The sequence below is a fragment of the Pukyongia salina genome (assembly GCF_002966125.1).
Taxonomy (GTDB): Bacteria; Bacteroidota; Bacteroidia; order Flavobacteriales; family Flavobacteriaceae; genus Pukyongia; species Pukyongia salina.
The window spans coordinates 767,591-791,795 of record NZ_CP027062.1; the positions used below are offsets into that span (position 1 = coordinate 767,591).

Annotated in this window: 20 protein-coding genes; 1 reads left to right on the plus strand and 19 read right to left on the minus strand. The window is 41.7% G+C overall.

Going from position 1 to position 24,205, the window contains the following annotated elements; all coding sequences use genetic code 11:
* Position 1: 1 nt before the first annotated feature.
* The 10 genes from C5O00_RS03470 to cyoE all read right to left on the minus strand — a co-directional run bounded on the left by C5O00_RS03470 (position 2) and on the right by cyoE (position 7,337).
* The gene (locus tag C5O00_RS03470; protein WP_105214982.1) at positions 2 to 1,246 is read right to left on the minus strand and encodes an ABC transporter permease; all 1,245 of its coding nucleotides are present in this window, start codon (positions 1,244 to 1,246) and stop codon (positions 2 to 4) included.
* Positions 1,239 to 1,946, minus strand: coding sequence for an ABC transporter ATP-binding protein (locus tag C5O00_RS03475; RefSeq protein WP_105214984.1), 708 nt, complete (start codon positions 1,944 to 1,946; stop codon positions 1,239 to 1,241). Before C5O00_RS03475 ends, C5O00_RS03470 begins: the two co-directional genes overlap by 8 nt.
* A gap of 144 nt (positions 1,947 to 2,090) precedes the next feature.
* The gene (locus C5O00_RS03480; RefSeq protein ID WP_105217559.1) at positions 2,091 to 2,321 is read right to left on the minus strand and encodes a CAMCR motif-containing small membrane protein; all 231 of its coding nucleotides are present in this window, start codon (positions 2,319 to 2,321) and stop codon (positions 2,091 to 2,093) included.
* A 2-nt stretch (positions 2,322 to 2,323) separates the two neighbouring features.
* Positions 2,324 to 2,848 (minus strand): DUF420 domain-containing protein, encoded by a 525-nt coding sequence (locus tag C5O00_RS03485; protein ID WP_105214986.1) that lies wholly within the window; start codon positions 2,846 to 2,848, stop codon positions 2,324 to 2,326.
* A gap of 4 nt (positions 2,849 to 2,852) precedes the next feature.
* The gene (locus C5O00_RS03490) at positions 2,853 to 3,482 is read right to left on the minus strand and encodes an SCO family protein (protein WP_105214988.1); all 630 of its coding nucleotides are present in this window, start codon (positions 3,480 to 3,482) and stop codon (positions 2,853 to 2,855) included.
* Between the two features lie 4 nt (positions 3,483 to 3,486).
* The gene (locus tag C5O00_RS03495; protein ID WP_317046434.1) at positions 3,487 to 4,137 is read right to left on the minus strand and encodes a hypothetical protein; all 651 of its coding nucleotides are present in this window, start codon (positions 4,135 to 4,137) and stop codon (positions 3,487 to 3,489) included.
* 115 nt (positions 4,138 to 4,252) lie between these two features.
* The gene (locus C5O00_RS03500; RefSeq protein ID WP_105214990.1) at positions 4,253 to 4,636 is read right to left on the minus strand and encodes a cytochrome C oxidase subunit IV family protein; all 384 of its coding nucleotides are present in this window, start codon (positions 4,634 to 4,636) and stop codon (positions 4,253 to 4,255) included.
* Positions 4,637 to 4,648: 12 nt separating this feature from the next.
* Positions 4,649 to 5,716 carry a cytochrome c oxidase subunit 3 gene (locus tag C5O00_RS03505; protein ID WP_105214992.1) on the minus strand — a complete coding sequence of 356 codons (1,068 nt, stop codon included), beginning with the start codon at positions 5,714 to 5,716 and terminating at the stop codon, positions 4,649 to 4,651.
* A 137-nt stretch (positions 5,717 to 5,853) separates the two neighbouring features.
* Positions 5,854 to 6,438 (minus strand): cytochrome c oxidase subunit 3, encoded by a 585-nt coding sequence (locus C5O00_RS03510; RefSeq protein ID WP_105214994.1) that lies wholly within the window; start codon positions 6,436 to 6,438, stop codon positions 5,854 to 5,856.
* Positions 6,438 to 7,337: a heme o synthase gene (gene cyoE / locus C5O00_RS03515; protein ID WP_105214996.1), complete on the minus strand. Its 900-nt coding sequence runs from the start codon at positions 7,335 to 7,337 to the stop codon at positions 6,438 to 6,440. The genes C5O00_RS03510 and cyoE overlap by 1 nt, the downstream gene beginning before the upstream one ends.
* Positions 7,338 to 7,483: 146 nt before the next feature.
* Between cyoE and C5O00_RS03520 the strand changes: the two genes are divergently transcribed.
* A complete protein-coding gene (locus tag C5O00_RS03520) occupies positions 7,484 to 8,482 on the plus strand; it encodes an MBL fold metallo-hydrolase (protein WP_158676770.1) in 999 nt (332 codons plus the stop codon).
* Here C5O00_RS03520 and remB read toward each other — a convergent pair.
* The 9 genes from remB to C5O00_RS03565 form a co-directional block, all read right to left on the minus strand.
* Positions 8,479 to 10,569: a gliding motility outer membrane protein RemB gene (gene remB, locus C5O00_RS03525; protein ID WP_105215000.1), complete on the minus strand. Its 2,091-nt coding sequence runs from the start codon at positions 10,567 to 10,569 to the stop codon at positions 8,479 to 8,481. The two genes, C5O00_RS03520 and remB, sit on opposite strands and share 4 nt — an antisense overlap.
* Before the next feature lie 90 nt (positions 10,570 to 10,659).
* Positions 10,660 to 11,460, minus strand: a complete 801-nt coding sequence (locus tag C5O00_RS03530) for an energy transducer TonB (protein WP_105215002.1) — start codon at positions 11,458 to 11,460, stop codon at positions 10,660 to 10,662.
* Between the two features lie 107 nt (positions 11,461 to 11,567).
* Positions 11,568 to 12,293, minus strand: a complete 726-nt coding sequence (locus tag C5O00_RS03535) for an energy transducer TonB (protein ID WP_105215004.1) — start codon at positions 12,291 to 12,293, stop codon at positions 11,568 to 11,570.
* An 83-nt stretch (positions 12,294 to 12,376) separates the two neighbouring features.
* Positions 12,377 to 13,105, minus strand: coding sequence for an energy transducer TonB (locus C5O00_RS03540; protein ID WP_105215006.1), 729 nt, complete (start codon positions 13,103 to 13,105; stop codon positions 12,377 to 12,379).
* Between the two features lie 20 nt (positions 13,106 to 13,125).
* Positions 13,126 to 13,527 carry a VanZ family protein gene (locus C5O00_RS14715; RefSeq protein WP_105215008.1) on the minus strand — a complete coding sequence of 134 codons (402 nt, stop codon included), beginning with the start codon at positions 13,525 to 13,527 and terminating at the stop codon, positions 13,126 to 13,128.
* A complete protein-coding gene (gcvH, locus tag C5O00_RS03550; protein WP_105215010.1) occupies positions 13,496 to 13,876 on the minus strand; it encodes a glycine cleavage system protein GcvH in 381 nt (126 codons plus the stop codon). The genes C5O00_RS14715 and gcvH overlap by 32 nt, the downstream gene beginning before the upstream one ends.
* 27 nt (positions 13,877 to 13,903) lie before the next feature.
* Complete coding sequence (sov, locus tag C5O00_RS03555; RefSeq protein ID WP_394342090.1) at positions 13,904 to 21,190, minus strand: T9SS outer membrane translocon Sov/SprA; 7,287 nt, start codon at positions 21,188 to 21,190, stop codon at positions 13,904 to 13,906.
* Positions 21,191 to 21,193: 3 nt separating this feature from the next.
* Positions 21,194 to 21,775 carry a Holliday junction branch migration protein RuvA gene (ruvA, locus tag C5O00_RS03560; RefSeq protein WP_105215012.1) on the minus strand — a complete coding sequence of 194 codons (582 nt, stop codon included), beginning with the start codon at positions 21,773 to 21,775 and terminating at the stop codon, positions 21,194 to 21,196.
* A 73-nt stretch (positions 21,776 to 21,848) separates the two neighbouring features.
* Positions 21,849 to 24,155 carry an NADP-dependent malic enzyme gene (locus C5O00_RS03565; RefSeq protein WP_105215014.1) on the minus strand — a complete coding sequence of 769 codons (2,307 nt, stop codon included), beginning with the start codon at positions 24,153 to 24,155 and terminating at the stop codon, positions 21,849 to 21,851.
* Between the last annotated feature and the right edge of the window lie 50 nt (positions 24,156 to 24,205).

Sequence of the window (24,205 nt, forward strand, 5' to 3'; positions counted from 1 at the left end):
ATTATTCTTCTCTTAACGCTTCAATAGGTTTAATTCGTGCAGCGCGCCAGGCAGGAAAGAATCCAGCCAGAGCACCGGCAATTATAAGAACAAACACCGTAGTGATAGCTACGTTGAAATTCACAGATGGATTTACGATATAGTCTATTTCGATATTTGGCCCAATTACCTCCAATAACGCCATGCTGAAAATGAGTCCGAGAAAGCCGGCAATTGCAGTTACAAATATCGATTCATGCAATATCATCCCGATAATAGACCAGGGCTGGGCACCGATGGCCTTTCTAATACCTATCTCTTTGGTACGCTCTTTCACTATGATGAGCATAATATTACTCACCCCTACAACACCCGCAATTATGGTACATATACCCACCACCCAGAAAAACAATTTGATCATGTCCATTAGATCGTAATATCGTTTTGCCTCTTCCAGTGAGTTCCAGCTATCAATGGCACTATCATCTTCCGGTGCCACAATATGTCTTTCTTTTAAGAAGGACTCTATTTCATTGGAGATCGCAATGGAGTGTTGAACCGCTTGCTGAAATGTGGCTTGAGGCTTTAAAGTAAATCCCATGTTTCGCACCTTATTACCCCCGTTAAACACCCGTTGTGATGTGGATAATGGTAAGAATATTCTGGATTCTTCACGTTCACCGCCTGGGTCTGAATAAACACCAATGACTTTAAAATTTATTCCTGAGATCTGAACTTGTTCGCCTATCGCTTCTTTATTACCAAAGAGATCCTTATAAACCTTATGGCCTATAACTATTACTTTTTCATATCCGTTGTGATCGTCGTAATTTAAAAAACGCCCTGCTGTTAAAGATGCGTTTTCTATAAACTGATAATCGGGAAACACACCTTCTACTCTGTAACTTCCCGATTCGTTCTTGTAAGTTGCAACACCGCTCCATATACGGTACACAGAGGACTTAAATTCGAGATCGTCTTCATATTTCTTTATAAGGAGATCATAATCCTCGTTTCGAAGTTCTATAAACCTACCCGGATTAAGTCCTTTATGTTCTACAGTGGTTACCCCGGTCCATACTACGATCCTGTTGGCAGCATCCTCTTCAAATTCTTTAGCCACACCGTTGGTCATTCCTTGCCCGAAACCCAATAGGATTACAAGGATGAATATTCCTGAAGCCACCGAAAGACCCGTTAAAAAAGTTCGGAGCTTATTCTTCCTGATGGTTTCGAATATTTCCTGCCAACGCTCAATGTTAAACATGGGAGGTAGCTTTAACTCTAACTTGAGAAATTTTGGAGTCGTCGATAATAACTCCATCCTTCAAATTCACGATTCGTTTACACATATGTGCAATATCGTCTTCGTGAGTAACGATCAGGATGGTTTTACCTTCGTCATTTATAGATTGGATGATCTCCATTACTTCGTAGGAGGTGGTAGAATCTAACGCTCCTGTAGGCTCGTCTGCAAGCAACACTTTTGGTTCGCTAGCCAGCGCTCTGGCAATGGCAACGCGTTGTTTTTGTCCTCCGGAGAGTTCATTTGGTAAATGGGTGGCCCATTCTGCAAGCCCTACCTTTTCCAAATAATGCATCGCCTTTTCATTTCTTTCATTGCGTTTTGTACCCTGATAGTACAACGGCATCGCAACGTTTTCCAGTGCATTTTTGTAGGATATCAGGTTGAACGACTGAAACACAAAGCCCAGGAACTTGTTCCGGTAACGGGCTGCGATCTTTTCATTAAGGTTGTGGATTAATGTACCATCCAGCGTGTAGGTTCCCTGATCGGCTTCATCTAACATCCCAAGTATATTGAGCAAGGTAGATTTTCCAGATCCTGAGGAACCCATGATAGCTACAAGTTCTCCTTCATTTACGGTAAAATCTATCCCTTTGAGAACGTGTAAAGTATTCGTTCCCATTACATAGGATTTGTGTAAGTCTGTTATTTCTATCATCGCGATGTATTCGAATACAAATTAAGGCGGTTTACCGCTTTCTTATGTGAAATTCATGTTAAGACTTACCTGGCTGGTTAGTGTAAAGTCTTTGCAATAAGACTATTTACCCCATAATATGTTACACCTTTCCAGTCTCGATTTTCACGTCTCGGTCTCCTTAGCTTTCTTGCGCATTCTGTAAATGGCGTAGCCAACACCGCCTACCAATAAATAGGGAAAGATCATTAGGTAGATTATTCCATTGTTGATCCCTTCAGCCGCCTGCCCTTTTTCTTCACTTTCAAGTACGGCCCGGCACATTGCACATTGAGCTTCCGCAGGTAACGTGGCCAATAGAAAAACTATTATTAGTATAAGGAGACGCTGCTTCATCATTAATAATACGGGGAGATCATGAGATAGACTATTACGCCGCTAACTGCAACGTATAGCCAAATTGGAAAAGTGAAACGGGCGATCTTCTTGTGCATTTCGAAGTTTCCGTTCAAGGCTCTCACAAAGGTAATGAGCACAAAGGGAATTACTACGATCGACAAAAATATATGGCTTAGTAAGATCACAAAATATATATACCGCAAAATACCTTCTCCTCCGTAGGCTGTAGAATCGGAGGTCATATGATAGGCTACATACATCAGCAGGAACAGCGCAGACAGAAGTATACAGAGCTTCATGATACGCTCATGTGCTTTACGGTTTCCTTTCCTTATTTGAATAAGTGCAACCACTAGCAATACTGCTGTAAGTGCATTGATCGATGCGTAGATTGGTGGCAGGAAGCCAAGTCTTTCAACGCCCGGGATCTTTACCGAAAACAATATTGCAACCACTACAGGGATCGCAATGGAAAGGATCCAGATCCATACCGTATATTTCTTTTTTATCGATTCCCTGGTCATTTTTCTAATTCTCAATTAAACGTTCTATATCCTCTATAAGCATTTGAATCCCTTCCGTTTCCAGGCCATCATAATAGATGATCGGGTTGCCATGTTCGTCGTATCGAGACCTTATCTTCCCTTCCTGATCGATAAGTGCGAAGTAACCCGAATGTTCGAAACCACCTTCCACCTCCGAATTCTCTCCAACATATAGATTAAATCCACTGTTGGCGAGGTCGAAAATCTTTACTTTTTCGCCAGTAAGCAGGTGCCAGTTGGGATTGGTGATCTGGTAGCTATTCGCATAATCACGCAAGATTTCCGGCGTGTCATAATCTGGATCTATACTAAAAGATGCAATGCCTAAATTAGGATTTCCATAAAATTCGTTTTGCACCTTGACCATGTTTTGGTTCATGATAGGGCAGATAGAAGGACAGGTTGTAAAGAAGAATTCTGCCACATATACTTTACCCTTATAATCTGAATTTGATATGGTCTTACCATTTTGATCTGTAAAACTAAAATCCGGTACAGTACCAATCACCGCCAGATCCGGCTCCGAATAATGATCTACTATCTTCGGAATGGCCCAGATACCAAAAATGAGAATGATAAACGAGATCCCTATATACGAATAGTTCTTTTTCATGATATTAAATTTCCCTATCTGCCTTATACTTTTTTAATTCGAGGCGATACTCAGCCAGGATCACCTTTACATCATCGTCCATTTTATTATTTATTTCAGCAAAATCTCTGGCGTCATAGCCATAGAGCATCCCAACGTCTTCATCGTCATTTCGACCTCTTAGGTCTCTATTTTTATCTACTATAAAAACATATGGGCTGCTATTATCCGGCATTAAGAGATATTCAGATTGAAGAGAATTGAAAACTTCTTTTATTTCTTCTGAAGTGCCATAGACAAATTTCCATCGATCGGTATTGGCTATTTCCGAAAGATTCTCCTTTAAAGTAATCGAAGCTTCTTCCGAACTTTCCGGCTGAAGTATCACGATTTGAAAATCATGAAATCCCCTGTACTTCTTATATATCTTGTGCGCGAGATTATAGGCATTCACTTTGTTTTCCAGGGGGTCATTTCCGAAGAAGCCTAAAATAGTAATACTATTATCAAGGCGGATCGTATCGGAATCGGGAGAGGTGAACTTATCGATCTCCACAATGTTTTTAGTGAGCACCGGTAATCTTCCAAAATTATCCTTCCCGGACGCGAAGAAAATATACATGGAAAGTGGTAAAAGGAATAAAACTCCCAGTACTAAATACTTTTTAATTTGCATAGCAGAAAATCTCTTACAAAAATACTCCCAAATTAAGCGGGAAACAACCTCTTAACGATTTTTTATAAGCATAAAAAAACCCTGCCTGGCAGGGTTTTTAATATGATGGGTGCTTTTAAAAGCTAAATTTAATATAATTGCTTTTGTATACCTCGTAGATATAATCTCCTTCTATTAGAAGTATAAGAACAAGGTAACAGATAAGAAAGATCGCTGTCCACACAACAGAACGGCGAAGGGCCATTACCTCATCTCGCATGTGCATGAAATCCCAGGTAATATAATAGGCCTTTACAAGAGTAAGGATAATAAAGATCCAGTTTAGCAAACGCATTGCTAAAAATCGGTTCTCGGTAAGGAACTCTGGTTTCACAATACCCAACGCTACTTCGATGATAGTTACAATGGATAGGAAGGTGAATACGCCCCAGATCTTTCTTTCATTCGACTTAAATTTTACAAGTCCTCTGAATATTTCAAGTTTATGATCGTGTGCCATGTTCGTAATTTATTATACAAGATAAAAGAAGGTAAATACAAATACCCAGACCAAATCTACAAAGTGCCAGTAAAGACCTACTTTCTCAACCATTTCGTAATGTCCGCGTCTTTCGTAAGTACCAATAACCACATTAAAGAAAATGATAAGGTTAAAGATCACTCCGGAAAAAACGTGGAACCCGTGGAAACCGGTGATAAAGAAAAAGAAATCTGCAAACAGCGGGGTTCCATATTCATTGTGTTTCAGGTTAGCACCTTCCACAACCAGTTTCCCGTCATTCACTAATTTATTTACACTCATTTCGCGATTGTATATCCCTTTTTCTCCAGTTGCATCAAGATTGATATAAGAACGTTCTAAACGCGCTACTTCCTGCTTATCGGCTTCCAGATCGGAGGCGCGAAGCGCAGCCATATCGGGGACCAATTCCTGATCACGTATAAGTAGATTCTCGTTGGCAAGGAATCCTGCCTTTACTTCTTCGTAATTATAAGAGGTTTTAGTTCCGCCCTCCATGTACCAAACTCCATTTCCTTCGGTATGTGTCTCTGCAGTGCTAGGCAAACGAACGGCAAAGTCGCCAATCGCCGCACGATTTCCTTCTTTATCCAAAAACTGAAGTATCTTACCGCCTTTTGTTTCTACAGCACCGTAATCTCCTTTAATGAACGTAGCCCATTCCCAGGCCTGAGAACCTACGAAGATAAGACCACCAATCACTGTAAGGAATAAATAGATGATTACTTTATTCTTCTGCATCTTATGCCCTGCATCTACGGCTAAAACCATAGTTACCGAGGAGAAGATAAGGATGAAGGTCATAAAAGCCACATAGTACATAGGTGCATCTACACCGTGCAAGAAAGGGAAGTGGGTAAATACTTCATCGGCTATAGGCCAGGCATCGATAAATTTAAATCTTGAAAATCCATATGAGGCAAGAAATCCCGAGAAGGTTAAGGCATCCGAAACGATGAAGAACCACATCATCAGTTTTCCGTAGCTGGCATTTAGTGGGCGATTACCGCCTCCCCAAGTTTTTCCTTCTGTGCCTGTTTGAGCAACAGTAGCTTCCATACAAAGAATTTGGTTTTAAATAAGGTCCAAAAATACGACTATTTTTTATCTAACGAAACTTCAGTGTTCAATTTATAAAAACAAGTTGAGGTTCGCTAATAATCACACCTTTCGAAACTCTTGAATTACAATTATTTCTATCGCATAATATAGAAAAAGAAAAAGAGGTAGATCCACAATATATCTACAAAATGCCAGAATGTGGTTGCTAATTCTATCCCCAGGGTATTACCGTTTCTATACTTCAGTTTAAAATGATTATAAATTACTACAAGCAGTGCCAGTAATGCCGCCACGATATGCGCAATATGCACTGCTGCAATTAAAAATATATAGGTGTATGTGATATTACTAGTTGGGCCCGTAGGGTTATAGCCAAAGATCCCTATGATCTCGTCGAAACCTCTTAACTGAAGCCAAATAAATATCAGGCCTAGTATAAAAGTTGTTACCAAAAGAAAAGTCCCAACCTTATTTTTCTCCCTTTTTACATTAAGCAGTGCGAGATGCATTGTTACACTACTCACAATAATTACCGCGAGACTTATGTAGAATGATTGCGGTATCTGGAAGTTATCCAGCCAGTCTTCACGAGTACTACTCACTATATAAGCACTGGTAAATCCAAGGAAACTCATGGACAAACTAATGATACCAAACCAAAGCATCATCTTCTTGGCACGCCTTCTCTTCAACTCTTCACTTCCGTTTGTATAATCCATTATCTTAAAAATTTATCTAGTACATAAATTAACTGAAGCAGGGTAATATAACTCACACTCACCAGCATAAGCTGTCTGGCTGCCTTATCTGTTTTAAGTTTGTAGAGTCGGGCGGCATAATAAATAAGCCAAACTCCAATCCCCGCGATGAGAACCGCTGCGAACGGACTCAAATACAAACTTCCTGTCACGCCAACCGCCGGAACAAGCGATGCTAAAACTGTCCAGATACAATAGAGTATGATCTGAATCGCCGTTCCATTGTCACGTTTTCCATTGGGAAGCATAAAGAACCCGCCTTTTTTATAGTCTTCAAATAGAAACCATCCTATTGCCCAAAAATGAGGAAATTGCCAGAAAAATTGAATCATGAACAAGGTTCCGGGCTCAATGCCAAAATCGTTTGTAGCGGCAACCCAACCTAGCATAAAGGGAATGGCTCCGGGAAAAGCCCCCACAAAAACGGCTAAAGGTGTTTTTGTTTTTAAAGGCGTGTATAAACTTACATACATGAAGATGGAGATCGCCCCAAACAAAGCCGTCTTTGGATTGATGATATAAAGCAACGCAATTCCTGCTAATGTAAGTATGCTCGCAAGTACGAATGCCGATGTAACGCCCATGCGTCCTCCCGGAATAGGCCGGTCCTTAGTTCTGTCCATTAAGGCATCCAGGTCACGTTCTATAATCTGGTTATAAACATTAGATGCTCCAACCATACAATAACCACCAACACATAAAAGAAACAGGGTGTAAAAATCGACCGTTTCAACAGCCAATAAATACCCTGCAATTGAAGAAAATACCACACTTACAGATAAGCGCATTTTGGTAATTTCAGTAAAATTTCTGATTAACGATCTGGGTGTAGAATATGTCCGGGTGGTCGACAAGCTCATCTTTTTAACAATGCCCTAGTACTGTTATGGCATATGAAGTTGCAAAGATACTGCTCCTGCCCTTTTTTCACAATATAAATAGGACATTGTTCGCTTTATATTTGCGGTTTTTACTATTTTGTGATGCTAATTAAAACATGAAGAAAATGAAATATTTAATAGTCCTCCTATCCTTTCTACTTTTAATGCCCGTGGGTGCATCCGGGCAAACAGATGGCGAAGAAGAAGGTGATTCCAGGATAGTTCCTGTTCGGAATAAAATTTATTTATACAAGAACCGCGGAGGAAATATCGGGTTGTGTTTTGGCGATGATGGTGTTTTTATAATCGATACACAATTCGAGGATATTTCTGAAGATCTTCTGAAAGACATCCGAAAGTTTACCAAGGAGCCTATCAAATATGTTCTTAACACCCATCATCATGGTGATCATACCGGGGGTAATTCGAATATGGCCAATGAAGGCGCAACCATCGTAGCACATGGTAACGTAAGAACAAATCTTATGAATGCGATAGAAACCAGCCCAAATAAAATTCATGAAACGGTTTTGCCTAAGATAACCATTGACCAAACCATGACCTTTTATCTCAACAGGGAAGAAATAGTTGTTACACATTTAAAGAACGCTCATACCGATGGGGATGTTCTTGTTCATTTTACAAAAGCGAACGTGATCCACACGGGCGATGTCTTTATTTCGGGAAAATATCCTTTCATCGATGTTGAGAACGGAGGGACGGTTTCCGGCTATATGGAAGGGCTTGAACAAATACTTGGCTTGGGCAACAGAGACACCAAGTTTATCCCTGGCCACGGTAATGTTTCAACCTTCGAAGACGTGAAAAATCTCAAATTACTACTAGAAAACATCTATAACAGGGTAAAGTTCCAGCACCTGAATGGCAAAAATGAGCAGCAAATTCTTGCCATGTCTGAAATCACAGCCGAATATGACCGGCAAGGTTACGGGGAAGGTTTTATTACAACCGAACGATTTCTAAAAACTATATACGATGCAGTCGCTTTCGATTATAACCGGGCCGACAGGGACAGAAGAGCACGGCAAATAGAAGATATTCGTAAAAAACAAAACGCCGCTAAAGCCAACAAGGATAATAAAGGTGAGAAGGGAGACGACTAGAAGTCGTAATACCAATTAAACAGATCGGTTCGAATGCCAAAATTAAACCAGGTGGTTTGGTTCTCAAAAACTTCAGCCGTATCGATCTCCGGTTTAAAATCTCTAAAGATAACACTGGCATACACTTTAAGGTTTGTGGCTGGATTCAATAAATATCCTGCTTGTAATTCGGCATGAAGAAAATCTGTTGTATTACCTTGAGCCAAATCGTTCCCGTTATCCGATATCCTGTTATCTTCAGAACCATAAATATTACCCCCGTAAAAGAACATATCGTCTTCGGTATTGAATTCGAAGCCTCGCTTAGCTACGATCACTTTCGCATCGCTAAATATCCTTCCGTGCTGATAGCGCGCAATACCTATAAATTCGGAAAAATTAGCACCTAAGGTATGTGCCAGGGATTGATTGTTATGGCCGTAATTAAGGATAACAGTATTGTGAGAATAGGTGTAGGGCCGTACACGGTTGTATTCGGCTTGCAGCATCAAGCCGTCTACCTTGAAAGCATCGTAGTATTTCGCTCCAAGCTGGTAACCAATCTTATTCTTATAACTCCCGTCACCACCAGAGATATCACCCGAGGAGAATTCGTCGATGATTAACTGGCTATATACATTGACATCATCACTAAACTTAAATTTTCCACTAAGCCCAATAATGGCATTTCCACCCCGCGACCCGGTCGAGAATTCAATGGCGCGATAGAAGATCACGGGATTGAGGTAATTGAAATCGAATCCGCGGTCGTTATCATTTTGCCAAATCACAGATTCGAATAACCCGATATTAAGTCGTTTGGTCACGTTATAACTCAAATAATGATTTGCAATGTATTTGGTTCTGAAGGATCCATCGGCAGTAACTTCTGGTCTAACGTCGCGTAGCGACATCCAGGTGTTTGTGTACTTTATCTTCCAAAAAGTGGTATTTATCTTAAAAAACGGATAAGGGCTGGCGTTATCACTAAATAATAGGGAACGGTAACCGTCACCAATGAAGTTTTTTCCATGACCCAACTGAAAATTAAAGGTTTTTGACGGCGAATACGAGATATGTCCTGTCGCCAGTGGATAATCGTAAGAGTCTTCTTTAAAGTCTTTGGCAATTCCTCTTCCGGGAATAATGGCCGGATTTCCACCATCGGGTTTGCGGGCCTCGGCAAACCGATTGAAATAGTCTGCAAATCTACCTTGACTCTCATAGATCACCGCAAAGAAATTAAAGTTTTTTCCAATACCTCCCTGAGTATAAACCAATCGCGTATTGTTGTAGGTATCTATGTCTGCATCAGTATCCTTTCCTACCTGCAGATCTACACCGGGATCGAGAGTGATCCAGTAGTCCTCTCCCTTTATGGTGACCATGTGTTCATTCCAGAACTTTCTGCCAAACCATGAGCTTTTATTCTTTAGAAGTTTCGAATTCTCTTCTTCGAAGTTGTAATATCGGTTAACTTCCGAATATACATAGGGTTTTTGTGCCGTATGATTGTTTTGCCCTATTCTGTTGAGTGCAGGGTCGAACAAGCTGTACGTATGATGCGAAAGTGGAATATTGATCTGGCTGGTGTACTCTTCATTTTCATAGGGTAATTTTACCAGATTGTCATACTCGTTTAGTACTACTTCTTCGGGCTGGGTCTTGGTTGCAGCTATGGAAGTTACCTCTTCCTTAACAGGAGCCACTTTGGGGATTTTAATAGCCAAGGTGAACTGCACGTAGGTAGGCTCGCCATTATAAGTAGCCGGTTGGATCTGCGGAAGCATTTCAAATACTCTTCTTGCTTCCTGTTTTAATTGATCGTAAACCGCATCTACCATGATCACCCTGAATTTTCCCTCCTTGTCGATCTCAAAAAAAACAGCAACAGCTCCTTTATAATTTTCGGTAGTAACAATGTCCGGAACTTCAAAATTGGTGTACACGAACTCCTGTAGCGTATTATTAAAGCAAAATTCGAGCTGATCGATGTTAGCATCGGCACACTCTGGAAATACAGGATACTTTTCGAAAGTTGCAGTATTGGTTTGTGAGAAAACAGGGAATAGCACAAAAATGAACAGGATCGAGGCGATAAATTTCATTGGGTCCGTAATTGTTTGCAGAAAGATACGGCTTTTTTAAAACCACGATCATAAAAAAACCGCTGCGTTATCACAGCGGTTTTCAACAATTTAATTTGTTTTAAAAATTATAGGGATCCTGTAAATAACATCCACAGGTGTATTTCCCTGCATTCCGGGTTTTAATGTGGGCAATAGATTTATTACCCTTTCGGCTTCGTGCTCAAGGGAACGTTCGGGAGCTCTTGACATCACGTTCTGAACATTTCCGTTTTTATCGATCATAAATTGTACGTCAATACGGAATTTTTTTCCGGAATCCAGATAAGAGAACTCATCAGTATTGAATTTCTTAGATATAAAAGCCCTGATTTTATCCTGCATACACATCCTTCTCTCTTCATTAGATCCGGAAGACTCACAACCAGGGAAAACTGGAACAAATTCAACAGATAGCACATCCATTGTAGGATTAACTATTGTTGTAGGTTTTGTAGTTTCCGTAGTGGTATTAACCGGAATTGTAGGTGTGTCTGTAGCCGCCACTGGCGTTTCAATATTCATAGTGAGGTCGTTCTTCACAACCGCGATCTGTTCAGAGATAACTTTTTTACGAACTACCGGCTTCTGTTCTTCTACTTTAGCTACAGGAACAACAACGGGTTTGGGTTTGTCGATCTCATAAATAACGGTAGGTGGATCCATGATAGGATCTTTGCCCACTGCTACATCTTTGATTACAGTTAGACCGTATGTGCTTTCAATAACCACAATAGTAATTGCCAGACTCACAATAAGCCCTAACTGAAAATACAAACGGGAATTCCATTTGTGATTTACACTTTTTTTATCCTCTCTTTTCGAAAGCATTTTTGGTTGATCGCTTTTGAAATTCTGTACTGATGGTTTCATAACGTACGTATTTAAGGATTAATAGTTCTTTTATAAATACAACTGTTATGCCAAAAAAAAGTCTCCGGTGATTCCGGAGACTTTTTATTATTTTATGGAAATATTTCTTAGTTCTGAACTTCGAATACGATAGGAAGTGCGTAAAGTACACCCACTGCTTTTCCTCTTTGCTTACCTGGTGTCATTTTAGGCAGTTGCTTCACAACATTAATTGCTTCCTGCTCTAACTTCGGGTGCGGTGCTCTTGCTCGTACACCGGTAACATTTCCGTTCTTATCAATTTTAAATTGAACCGAAATACGTTGTCTACCAGCATCGAGGCCAAGGTCGTTGGCGAGTTCATTGTTGAATTTCTTCTGAACGAACTTCTGGATCTTTTCAGACATACATTTTTTCTTTGCATCGTTATTTCCTGCGCTTTCGCAACCTGGATAGATAGGAACATTTTCAATTACAGCAAAGGGTACATCGGCAATCTCTTCTTCCACCACTTCTTCGATCTCTTCGATCTCTACAATCTCCTCTTCCGTATCGGTTTCGGTAGATTCTATTATGGTTTCTTCCACATCTTCTTCGTCCTCAACCACTTCGATCACTTCAGGAGCTGGTGGTGGTGGTGGTGGCGGTGGTGGTGGTTCAATAGGTTGAGTAATTGGAATTTCTTCTTCCAGTTCATCGGAGACATCTAGCATATCACGACCCAAATCAGATTTGTCGTACGTTTTATATTCGATTGCACTCCAGGAAATCAAGAGCATAATTATGAGCCCTAATTGAAAAAAGAGCATACTCCTGTTACTTACGTCGGCCTTTGGGCTTTTCTTACTTTCCATAATAGAATGTTTATATAGTTGCTAAAATAGCTAATTTCTTATATAAAGTAAAGTCTAATGCGGAAAGTTTAAAAATTTATTGCCTAATCGGTCCTTACTTCAAATAAGATAGGTAATGCATATTGCACTCCAACCGGTTTTCCGCTTTGCTTTCCTGGCTGCATGTCTGGTAATGACGACACTACCTTAATTGCCTCCTGTTCCAGCCTTGGATGTGGAGCGCGAGCGCGCACATCCACAACTTTACCTTTATTATCTATGCGAAACTGCACATGAATGCGCTGTCTCCCTTCTAAACCAAGTTCTCCGGCCAGTTCTGTATTGAACTTATTTTGAACAAACTGCTGAACTTTTTCAGACATACATCTTTTTCGATCGTTGTTGTTCGACAAATTCTCACAGCCCGGATAGATCGGTACGTTTTCAATTACATGAAAAGGAACATTGATGATCTCCTCCTCAATGATTACCTCGTCAATTTCTTCGATCTCCACAATCTCGGCATTTTCATCCGTTTCGGTAGATTCGATGATCGTTTCTTCAATATCCGCCTCATCTTCTACTTGTATAATTACAGCGGTTACTGTTTGCGCCGGAGGCGGGGGTGGCGGAGTATTTAATGGTTCCGTCACAGGGATTATTTCCTCCAACGCATCGGATACATCTACCAGATCGCGTTCTGTCTCGCCGGTATCATACGATTTGATCTCCAGCGCCTGCCATGTTAAAAATAACATGAATATCATTCCAATCTGAAAGAAGATCATACTCCTCTTTCCTAAATCGAATTTGGGATTTTTTTTGACTTCCATGAGTAATGAATTTTAGGCGTTCAACGTTCATATCTCATCTTCTTTCTGACTACCCTAAAGGATAGAAGCCCTAAAAATTCACCTGCTGCATTTGCAACGATGTCAAAAAAATCAAAGGTTCTTGTTTCCGTGAACCAGTGTTGAAAGGCTTCAACAATTATGCCATAAAAGAAGCATGATATCAAAGCTAACACTACATACTTGGAAGAAAAATGACTTTGGTCACCTAAAAACAGATAGGATAACCAAATAAAAATAAGCCCCCAATGTATGATCACATGGAGGTACTTATCAAAATGAGGAATATTTATAGGAGGTACATCGCTTATTGGAGTGAGCAATGCGTAGGTAACTACAATAGTGTATACTACACTAATTAATAGTAAGGTTTTACGCCCCAATAATTGCTTTATAACCCGCATCGTCTAATAGTTCGTCCAACTCATCGGGGTTTGAGAATTTAACCTTAACCATCCATCCTTCTCCATAAGGATCTGAATTTACTTTCTCCGGCTCAGACTCTAATGACTCGTTAAACTCGATGATCTCACCAGATAAAGGTAAAAAGAGGTCTGAGACAGTCTTTACCGCTTCCACCGTGCCAAAAACTTCATCTTTGTCCAGGGTTTCATCGACAGTTTCTACTTCCACATACACAATATCGCCTAATTCGCCCTGAGCAAAATCTGTAATTCCTACGGTAGCAATGTCTCCGTCTACACGCACCCACTCATGGTCTTTTGTATATTTTAAGTCTGAAGGTACACTCATAACAGTATAGTATTATTCAATAATTATTTAATTTCCAAAGTTATATCGTAGGGTGATCCCACTTCTGATAGTAGTTTGTGGAAATGCGGTAGAGATCGCATATTCCGAAAAAGTATGATCGTAATAGAATAAGGCGGTTAGGTTCTTACTTAGTGCATAATCTGCTGTAAACTGAAGCCCATATATGGTCTGTCCCGCCGTAGTTTGGTTATTCTCTATATCGAGGTAACGAATGATGGTCTTATTATCTCTCCTTGATAGATCAAGCTTGAAGTTAAGATCACTTTTTAAAATCTTTTTCTTCCCTCCGAAATTAGTACCTATTCGCAGATCCTTAATTCTATATCCTAGACCGATCACTACTTCGTTTCCTTGTATTTCGGTCATTAGATTATTGGCAAAACTTAAAGATAATGCACGGTCTTTTCTTAATTCGGCCAAGATCTTAACCGAGTTATTCATCTCAAAATCTACTCGAATAAGTGGTGAGAACTGCTCTGTAAGGTTTACGTTGGTGAGGAAGGTTTGGGGTTTGAAATTTCCGGCTTGATCGGTGGCTGTAGGGTTATTTGGATCGTAATCCAGGTTGGTCTGGAACTGGTTGACCGTATATCCCGCTCTATAGCCATGCTGAATCGAAAATCGCTTAAAGCGTTTCTTGAACCAGGCGAGTTTCATAAGGCCAGTGTACTTTAGATCCCAGTTTGGTAATGGTATATCTCTAAAGATCCCTGTCTTCTCTCCAGACGCGCTACTTCCTTTATAAGCCGATAAGAAAGCAGGTAAAAGTACATCCTGACTTGTTTTTCCAAATCCTACTGGGAATCCGTCTTCATCTCTTGCAAAATTGGTTGTACCGTAGAAGTCTTCTGCAAGCCTGTTAGCTATAATGATTCTGTTACTTCGGAAATCGTCGAAAGCAGCAGATCCAAATTCGTCACTGGAACCAAATGCTGTTGCAATAAGCAGGGTAGAAATACTGAAGTTTCCGGAGGTATATGGTGTTAACGATCGGTACAATCCATCCTCCACTATATAATTTTCGGCATAATTCTCTGCATAGATCCTGTTCCCATTAAAATCTATTTTTAGATCTGGCAAGAGCTCTGTGTTCACCTGGTAATCCAGTTGTTTACTTTCAACCTCGGTATACTGTTCGTTAAATTCGGGATACAGCGTTAACCATCCTTTGCGAGCCGCCAGTTCACGCACTTCGCGCTGACTACCAAAAACAAATCCTGCCGATGGCTTTAAAGTTCCCAACATCCCAATAGATCGCGTGTAACCTGGTAAGTAAATACCGTTATTCTCCTGATAATTGAATTGTATCTTTTTAATAGAGGTTACTAAACCTATAAGGGTATTCACCGCCTTGTCTCCAGCACTTAAAGTTGAGCCGCTTCTGCCACCCTGACCTGCAGCATTACCGCCACCAGATGTAAGACCATCTCCGCCTTTGGTATTTTCATTGCCTTTTTCGTCTCCGCCTCCTTTTGCGGCACGTTCTTTTAAGCCTCTCACACCAGAACCTGGTCCACCTCCCTGGTTGGCCCCGGAACCACCTCTTTCACCTGCCTTTATTTTGGTAAGGCCAACATAGCGATAGAATGTGTTCATATCCAGATTAGAATTGATCCTGTGTGTACTCGCATTTTGAACCGAATTCCCTAAATCGAAAAACTCCGGATCATCACCCCCTATCGGGTATGGGATGTTACTTAACAGATCACTTCCATCCTGCCACTGGAAATCTCCCTGATAGGAATAGGTCGCCCTGATAAATTTTAAAAACGGGAACTTGTCGAACGGCAGATCATAATTAACCTGCAAGGACTGGAAATGCTGGTTAGGATCTCCCACATCGAAGAATCCATCCCATATCCCTATTGAATTATCTACATTATATATCACATTTCCATCATCCAGCAATTCCGGAGTGATGTAATTGTTTATAATTCGGTTGTTCGAAGCATTGAAATTAAATCGCAAGGAACGAGTTAAGTTGTAGTTTATCGTATACTGCCAGTCAAACAGGAAATTTCGTTGATAGAGTTGAGGTACGGGCTTTAAATTTTGTGCCAAATTGATCTCCCTGAATTTTTGTTCATTATACTGTCGAACAATATTCGAGCTTACCGAAATATTGGTAGGCAGATAATTGAAGTTGAGATCTTTAAGGAACTTCCAGTACTTTCCTGTAAATAACGAATCGTTCTTTTTAAATGGTTCAACAGGTTTCTGAATAAAGTTGTAGTTATAAGTACCTCCCACCCGTACGTTCTGATCCAGCGACTCCTCGATCTCAAAATCACGATGGTCTACCTGGTTGTAGGAATACGAGAACGTAAAATTGGAGATATCATATGGCATAGGTGCCTTCTCGCTCGTCCGTTCTTTCCGAACGCCAATAAAGTTGATACTTTGTCTCTTGGTATAATCTATCGCTTGTTGTTTAATACGCTCCTTCTCTGCTTCATCTGTTGTATTGTCCAAACGTGTATCCAGTTCTATATCCTGGAACTCCGGATCGTATTGAGGGGTTATCTGCTCTTCAGACCTTCCGTAGTTGAACGGCAACTGGATACCCCATTTTTGTGGCAGTAGTTGACCAAGATTTACATTGGTCACCACATCATATTGCTGCGCATCTTCCCTGCTTCGTTGGTTAGGACCCTGTTCAATTGAACCAAATCCAATCGTACTTCGTCCCGCGGTGGCACTAATATTTGCAAAATCGGCCAGGTTGGCGTCCATACTTGCAACAGCAGCCCATCCTCCCTGGTTCTTCAGTTCGGATAATCTTAATTCGTTGAACCACACTTCCCCAGAAATATCATTGGTGGTGGCATTTTTCATACCCAACATGATCACCCTTACATTTCCAAAACTAGGATTCCCCTGGATACCTATTCTCAGGTCATTCTCCGGACCATCTACCGATCCCGGATCCAATTCAGACTGGTCGAAGAATTGCAACACAGTTGGGTTGTTATTTGGGTCGCCCAATGTCCGTGTTTTCACTTCCTGCAACAGGCGCAACGGTAAATTAAGTCTATTTTCTACAGGCCATATGTCTTCGGCGGAGGATACATTGAATGCTGTGGGATTAAGCGGTATTTGGATCTCGTAGAAGTTTTGATTAAGGTCATTCCCCAATCGCATAAACGCCACCATATCCCCATCACTTAAGGCAGTTTCGTTGAGAAGTGACTCGGCATGGATAAACATCTCAAGATTTTCATATTGCCGCATATCCACATTGAAATTCTTATACACCGCCCTACCGTCTCCGGGTTCCAGTCCGGTTACTCGCAATGCGAGAGATTGTTCATTCTGTCTAATAATATTGTTGTTATTATTTAGCTCTTCTCTAATAACGCCCGGTGGTAAGACATACGGAATGGGCTGTCGGTTCTCATTTTGTTCTATACTTACAGCCTCATTTTCGAAGATTGTATCATCCATATCCGGATCTTCACCCGTAATATCAAGAGTTTGGATATATCGTCTGTAATCGCCACGTACCAGGTCTAAGGAACCAAATCTCAGAACTGTATTTTGTGAAAATTCACTTAGATACATTCTCATAAATCGGATCGACCTGAAATCGGCTATCCCATTTACGGCTCTGTCCGGTTCACTAATTGGAATTTTAAATTGTACCCAACGCACCGGTATGGTCTCGTTATTCTGAAGGGTTACATCCAATTCCTTCACATCCGTTACATAATCGTTTGTGGCGGGATCGAGCTGCCCGGGTCTTATTTCGATATCGTATTCAAAATAGCTATCTACCGTGTTCATGGTATTGTCGCGGTTGATATCCTCAACATCCGGTTGTGGGGTGGAACCACGATTGGTATCTCCTACCTCTACCGGCGAGTTTCCTTCAGTACCATTGTACTGTAAATATCGTTCGAGTATGTTTCCTTCAGCTTGAAGAAAGTACAGGTAGTTATCTCCGGCAGGATCTGGCTGTCCTGCAAAATCCGGGAATTGAGCTGCCTCGGCCACATCGTTTAATCCATCGTATCCAATATCCTGATTAGTACGCTGCTCTCCCTGTGTATCGAAGGTATACACCAGGGATTGATTGGTAGGTACTTTACCCCATGCTGTTGGCGTGGTATTGGCTGTTCCGCCGTCTTCCGGCAGACCGTTCTCATATTGTTTTCTTCCGTCTTTCAGTATATCTTCTGAAATATTCCCAAGATTAAAACGAAGCAGACCCCCTGTGTTTGTAGCGTTCTCTTCATATATGAAAGGATCCATGATCCAAAACTGAATATACTCTACATTAGATCGTTCAAAATCGGTCGTTGTAAGTTGCCTTGATATACCGGCAAACCTTGTCTCCGGATCCGGCAGGGTGTTACCTCCTCCTAAAACGGGGTTGAAGTTATAGGGTCCTCGTTCACTTGGATAATAAGCGAGGTCCAGTGAGAATATCGCCTGAGTTTGCCCCTGGATAATATCCTGATTAGGGAATATCTCATCCCTGAAGATTCGTCGTGTAAATGGTGACGAGAGATCTTCATCGTCTATCCCATCGGGTCGCTGACTGCTATAGAAGATCGGATCGATGGTATACCAGGCCAGCTTAGCCCTGTTATAATTGTACGCCAGGTTTCCGTTAGCCTGTTCTCCTCCAAATCCAACCGGCGTACTTGACAGGTACCAGCTCAAGGGAGCTTTAACGTCCAGTTCTGTTTGCGAAGCTTCAAAATCATCTACGTAAACGGTTGCCTTCCCGTCAAAATCGGCCACCTTAGGTGCTCCGGGTAAGAGGTAAGCAAATTCACCCCGTAGGGAGATGTTAGATTCTACATCGGTATCTATGTTAGGTAATTTATTCACCAATCGGGTAAGGAAAGGAACCTCTGTGGAGAAATTCGCATTCAACCCGAAGATTGTATTATTGATGGGCTCCACATTGTACGAGGATTTCTGTGTAAGTGGACGTTCGTTGAGATTGAGATAGGTGGCTCCCAATTGAAAATTCTCACTAAATCTGTGTTCCACATTCAGCCCGGTAAAACGCTTGGTTTGTTGCCCAAACAAGGTATTGTTCTCGGTGGTAATTTGGATCGGGGTATTCGAATTCAACAAGGCCGGATCCAGTATCTGAACACGTCCTAACTGATAGTTTACCGTATAATCCACCCCTTCCACTAGTACTCTTCCACCAGCCGTTACGGTAACCGAACCCTGAGGAACATTAAACGCCCCGATAGGGATTCCATCAGCTCCGGTCGATTTGTACGTACCTTTTAACTGAAACTTGTTCTTGTCACTTTGTTCCTGTTCGGCTATGGTTTTTGTGGAGGTATATAATTTTCTGAAGACGTATTTGTTCTGGTTGGCATTGTAGGTGGACGGAATCTCGTAATTCTCCGCGCCACCGGGTGTATTGTCCAGTTTGTTGAACAGATATTCTCCGAAGGGTTCAACGCTCGTAAAGATCACTTGCCCATTTTGCTGATCTACCGTAATTCCCGGTAGGAAATCGAAAAATCCATCACCTCCCTGTTGAGGATCGTTGTTGAAATTCAGGCGATCCAGGTTGAACACATTTAATAAAATGGTATCGTCTACATCTTCCGGAAGTTCTGTAGCCGGAAACTCGGGAGTACCTGTTGCGGGAACAATATAGTTTAATGGAGAAGGGTCTGTATAGAAAATATTCAGCCTGAAATCCTCTGGTTCCAACTGAAATGCACCCAGGGCATAGATGTTTTTCATCATTATGTCCCAAAGTGGTTCGTCTACATTGGTGATATTACTCTTAAGTAATTTCACTACCAGGTTTTGCGGCAGGCCACCTTCGGGAGGAGAACCTGGTTCCATCCCCGGGAATGTCTGGCCCGTTGCCTCTACACCATCATTAGAGAACTCCCCAACCTGGTATACTTTTCCGTTTACTGTATATTGAAATGCTACTGCCAGTACCTCGTCATTATTAAGTCGTTGATTCAGGGAAATATATCCCAATTGAGAATTCAGGCGATATTCGTTCGCCTGTAGGCGTCTGGCATTTTCTAATGTTACGTAATCTATTCCTTCACTTACCTGTACCCCACTAAAACCTTGCTGTACCGTAGCAATATCTCGAATTGCCGGATTTAAGATAGACTGCACAGCAGGATCATCGATCCCAAATGGATTGAAATCGTTGTTGGCGTTATCGGCTAAAGAATTTGGAGGGCGGTTAATAAAACCTCCCGGAGGTACATCCAATCCAATATTCTCTGGGTTTGCTTCTCCTAGATCCTGTAAGGCTACAATATTCCTAACATTCTCTGTCCTGTTCGAGCGATTTGTGATCCACACCTCTGCCCGTGTGATCTGGACATTGGAATTAATAAACGGATATCTCTCTAGGACTCTATCGTAATTATCTCTAAAGTAGTGCGCCAGGAAGAAGTGCCTGTTCTCATCGTATTCCAGGGCGAAAACCTCGAATTCGGTAATAGTTGCTCCTCCTTCGGCAACTACTGTCCTGGTTTCCGATTTTTGTTCAGAAAATACTCCCGTAATAGTTGTCTTACCAAACTGTAACTCTGTTTTTACACCAAATAGACTCTGTGCTCCCTGGATAAGACTGCTGTTTAGGGGCATACTTACGTTACCCACTTCTATCTTTTGTATGATATCGTCTTCGGTTGGCGTGTATTCAAGTTTTATTTGATTCTGAAAATCGAAGGTAGACTGCGTATCGTAATTGGCGGTTACCTGAAGTCGTTCACCTACTTTTCCCAGTAAACTCAAACTTATCCTCTGGTCGAAATCGAAGGATAGATTTCTACGGTTTCTGGGTGAGAACGACGGATTGTCTTGTTTGGTGTAAAGTAAACCAAGGTCCATTTCAACACTACCCTGAGGGATTACCTCTATTGTATTTCCACCGAAAACAGATTCGAAGAAACTACTGTTCACATAAAAGGTAGGTAAGAGGTTCTTTTGTAGTTCTTCAGAGCCTTCTTTTCTACCGTCTGCGGCGTCTATCTTCTCTTTAAAGTAGGCCTTCATTTGCTCCTGAAGTATCAATTCCTGGAATTCTTCGGGAGTTAGGATAATAGGATAGGTGATGTTGAGATCGCCTATTGCCTGGGTGTAGATATAACGATCGGTGATCGGGTCGTAAGTATAAAGGTCTATGATGCTTTGAGGGTTGGGTAGTTCCATCCTTCCCATCTCGAATCCGGTACTTGTTGAGTCCTGCGCCTGTGCTGTGCTAAAGCCGCCAAATATGATTCCTAAAATAAATAAAAGCTTAAAAAAGCCTCTTTTGTAATCGTAATGTTTTGCGCCCAATGTTTACAAATTTTTTAAAGCTTGTTTTATTATCTCCTCAACCGAGGCTTCGGGTTGCTCTTTTAATATCTTATCACACACCTTTTCCACCTGCTTACGAGCGAAGCCTAAAGTCTCCAATGCTGATAACGCTTCATTTTTATTCGTATTGCTCGAAACGGCAGAAACATCTTCGAGCCCATACACTTTCAGTATTTTGTCTTTTAAATCAAGTACAGCACGTTGCGCTGTTTTGCTACCTATTCCTTTTACAGACTGAATTGTAACCACATCTTCCGAAGCGATCGCTTCAATGACCTGTTGCGGTGAAAGTGAAGAAAGCATGGTTCTTGCAATACTTGCCCCAATTCCTGATACAGAGATCAACAACCTGAAAATTTCACGCTCAGCTTTGCCCGAAAAACCATACAATGTATGGGAGTCTTCTCGAACCTGCAAATGAGTGTATAATTTTACATTTTCACCCGTGGGGAGCTGCGAAAATGTATGCAACGAAATATTGATAAAATAACCTACCCCATTGCAGTCTATGATAACTTCCGTCGGATTTTTCTCAATCAGCCTGCCCTGAATATGGGTTATCATTCGTTAATAAAAGGTTAATAGCCCCCAAATATAGTATAATTATTTGCATCTGCCATCCTGAGAAATACTAAATTCAGTTGCCTTTTTTAGCTGCCTGTTCTTTGAGACGCATTTCCTTCTGCTGGGCATCTATTACTGCCACTGCTGCCATATTTACCATCTCCTCCACACTTGCTCCTAACTGCAGGATATGTACCGGTTTTTTCATTCCAAGCATAATGGGCCCGATAGACTCCACGGCATTCAGTTCTTTCAATAGTTTATAATTACTGTTAGCCGAGTCCAGATTTGGGAAGATAAGGGCGTTTACTTTCTTCCCCGCTAGCTTGGAAAATGGAAACTTTTCCTTCAGCAAAACAGGATTTAAGGCAAAATCCACCTGCAACTCTCCATCCACATGCATATCCGGGTTAGACTTGTGCAGTAGGGCTACTGCCTCCTGTACTTTCCTGGCATGCGGGTCTCTCGACGATCCAAAATTGGAATAGGAGATCATCGCTATCACGGGTTCCAAACCAAAGAGTTTCATGGTGTAATTGGTCATCTGTGCGATCTTCGCCAACTCATGGGAATTAGGATCGATGTTGATAGAAGTATCAGAAAGGAACATGGGTCCCCGTTTGGTAAGCATGAGGTTGGTTGTTGCCACACGGGATACCCCGTCAAAAAGCCCTATAGTCTCTAATACAGGCCTTAAAACCGATGGATATGCTCTGGAATAGCCCGAGATCATTGCATCTGCATCACCTTCGCTCACCATCATAGCGGCAAAGTAATTTCTCTCCCTCATATTTCTCTCCGAATCATAAAGCGTACTCCCGCTTCGTTTTCTCCGATTCCAGTGCTTTTTTGCGTAATCCTTCAACTTTTTCGCCTGCATATCACTTTTAGGATCGATGATATCGATGCCTTTTTTCTCGAATTCGAGCTCGGCCATAAGTTCTTTTATGATCTTTCTTCTTCCCAGCAGGATAGGAATTCCTATTCCTTCTTCATAAACGATCTGGGCAGCTTTCAGCACATCGAGGCTATCTGCTTCAGCAAAAACAATTCGCTTTGGATCCATCCTGGCCCGATTATACATTAATCGAATGATCTTATTATCACTGCCCATCCTGTCGTATAACTCGTCCTGATAGGCCTCCCAATTGGTGATCTTCGATGTCGCCACCCCGCTTTCCATAGCTGCCTTAGCAACCGCTGGAGGCACCGTGGCAATGAGTCGTGGGTCGAATGGCTTCGGAATGATATATTCCTTTCCAAAGGCGAGTCTTGTTTCTCCGTATGCGATATGGACCTGTTCGGGAACCGGTTCTTTGGCCAATGCGGCCAGAGATTTTACTGCTGCCATCTTCATTTCTTCGTTGATCTTGGTGGCGCGAACATCCAGGGCTCCACGAAATATAAATGGAAAGCCAAGTACATTGTTCACCTGGTTAGGATGATCACTTCGGCCTGTAGCCATGATAATATCTTCCCTTGTCTTCACAGCAAGTTCGTAATCGATCTCCGGATTAGGATTTGCCATCGCAAATACAATAGGATTCTTGGCCATGGAAAGTAACATTTCGGGGGTAACAATTCCGGCTATGGACAAGCCTACAAACACATCGGCATCCATCATAGCCTCTTCCAGGGTATCTATCTTTCTTTTGGTGGCGAATTCTGATTTTTCTTCTGAAAGTTCTTTGCGATCGCTTCTTATTACCCCACTGCTGTCAAGCATAACGATGTTTTCAGCCTTGGCTCCGAATGCTTTGTATAAACGGGTACAGGAAACCGCAGCTGCTCCGGCGCCACTAATTACGATCTTCACTTTCTTAATATCTTTTTTAGCGATCTCCAGCGCATTGAGCAAAGCCGCCGCCGAAATTATCGCGGTACCGTGCTGATCGTCATGCATAACCGGGATGTCCAGTTCTTCGCGAAGTCGTCTCTCGATCTCGAAGGCTTCAGGTGCTTTAATGTCTTCGAGGTTGATCCCCCCAAAGGTGGGAGCAATATTCTTTACAGTCTCAACAAATTCGTCGATATTTTCCGTATTCACCTCAATATCGAATACATCTATATCTGCAAATATTTTAAACAACAATCCTTTTCCCTCCATAACGGGTTTGGAGGCTTCCGGGCCAATATTCCCAAGGCCAAGAACGGCGGTTCCATTAGAGATCACAGCAACCAGGTTTCCTTTGTTGGTGTAGCGATAGACATTGTTCACATCCTTTTCGATCTCCAGGCAGGGTTCTGCCACTCCCGGAGAATAAGCCAGGGAAAGATCTCTCTGGGTGGCGTATTTTTTAGTTGGTACCACCTGTATTTTCCCCGGTCTGGGTTTGGCGTGATACATTAGTGCTTCTCTTCGCTTACTGTGCTTGCTCATACATCATGCTTTAGTGTAACAAAGTTAAGAGGAAAGCCGAACTGACGAAA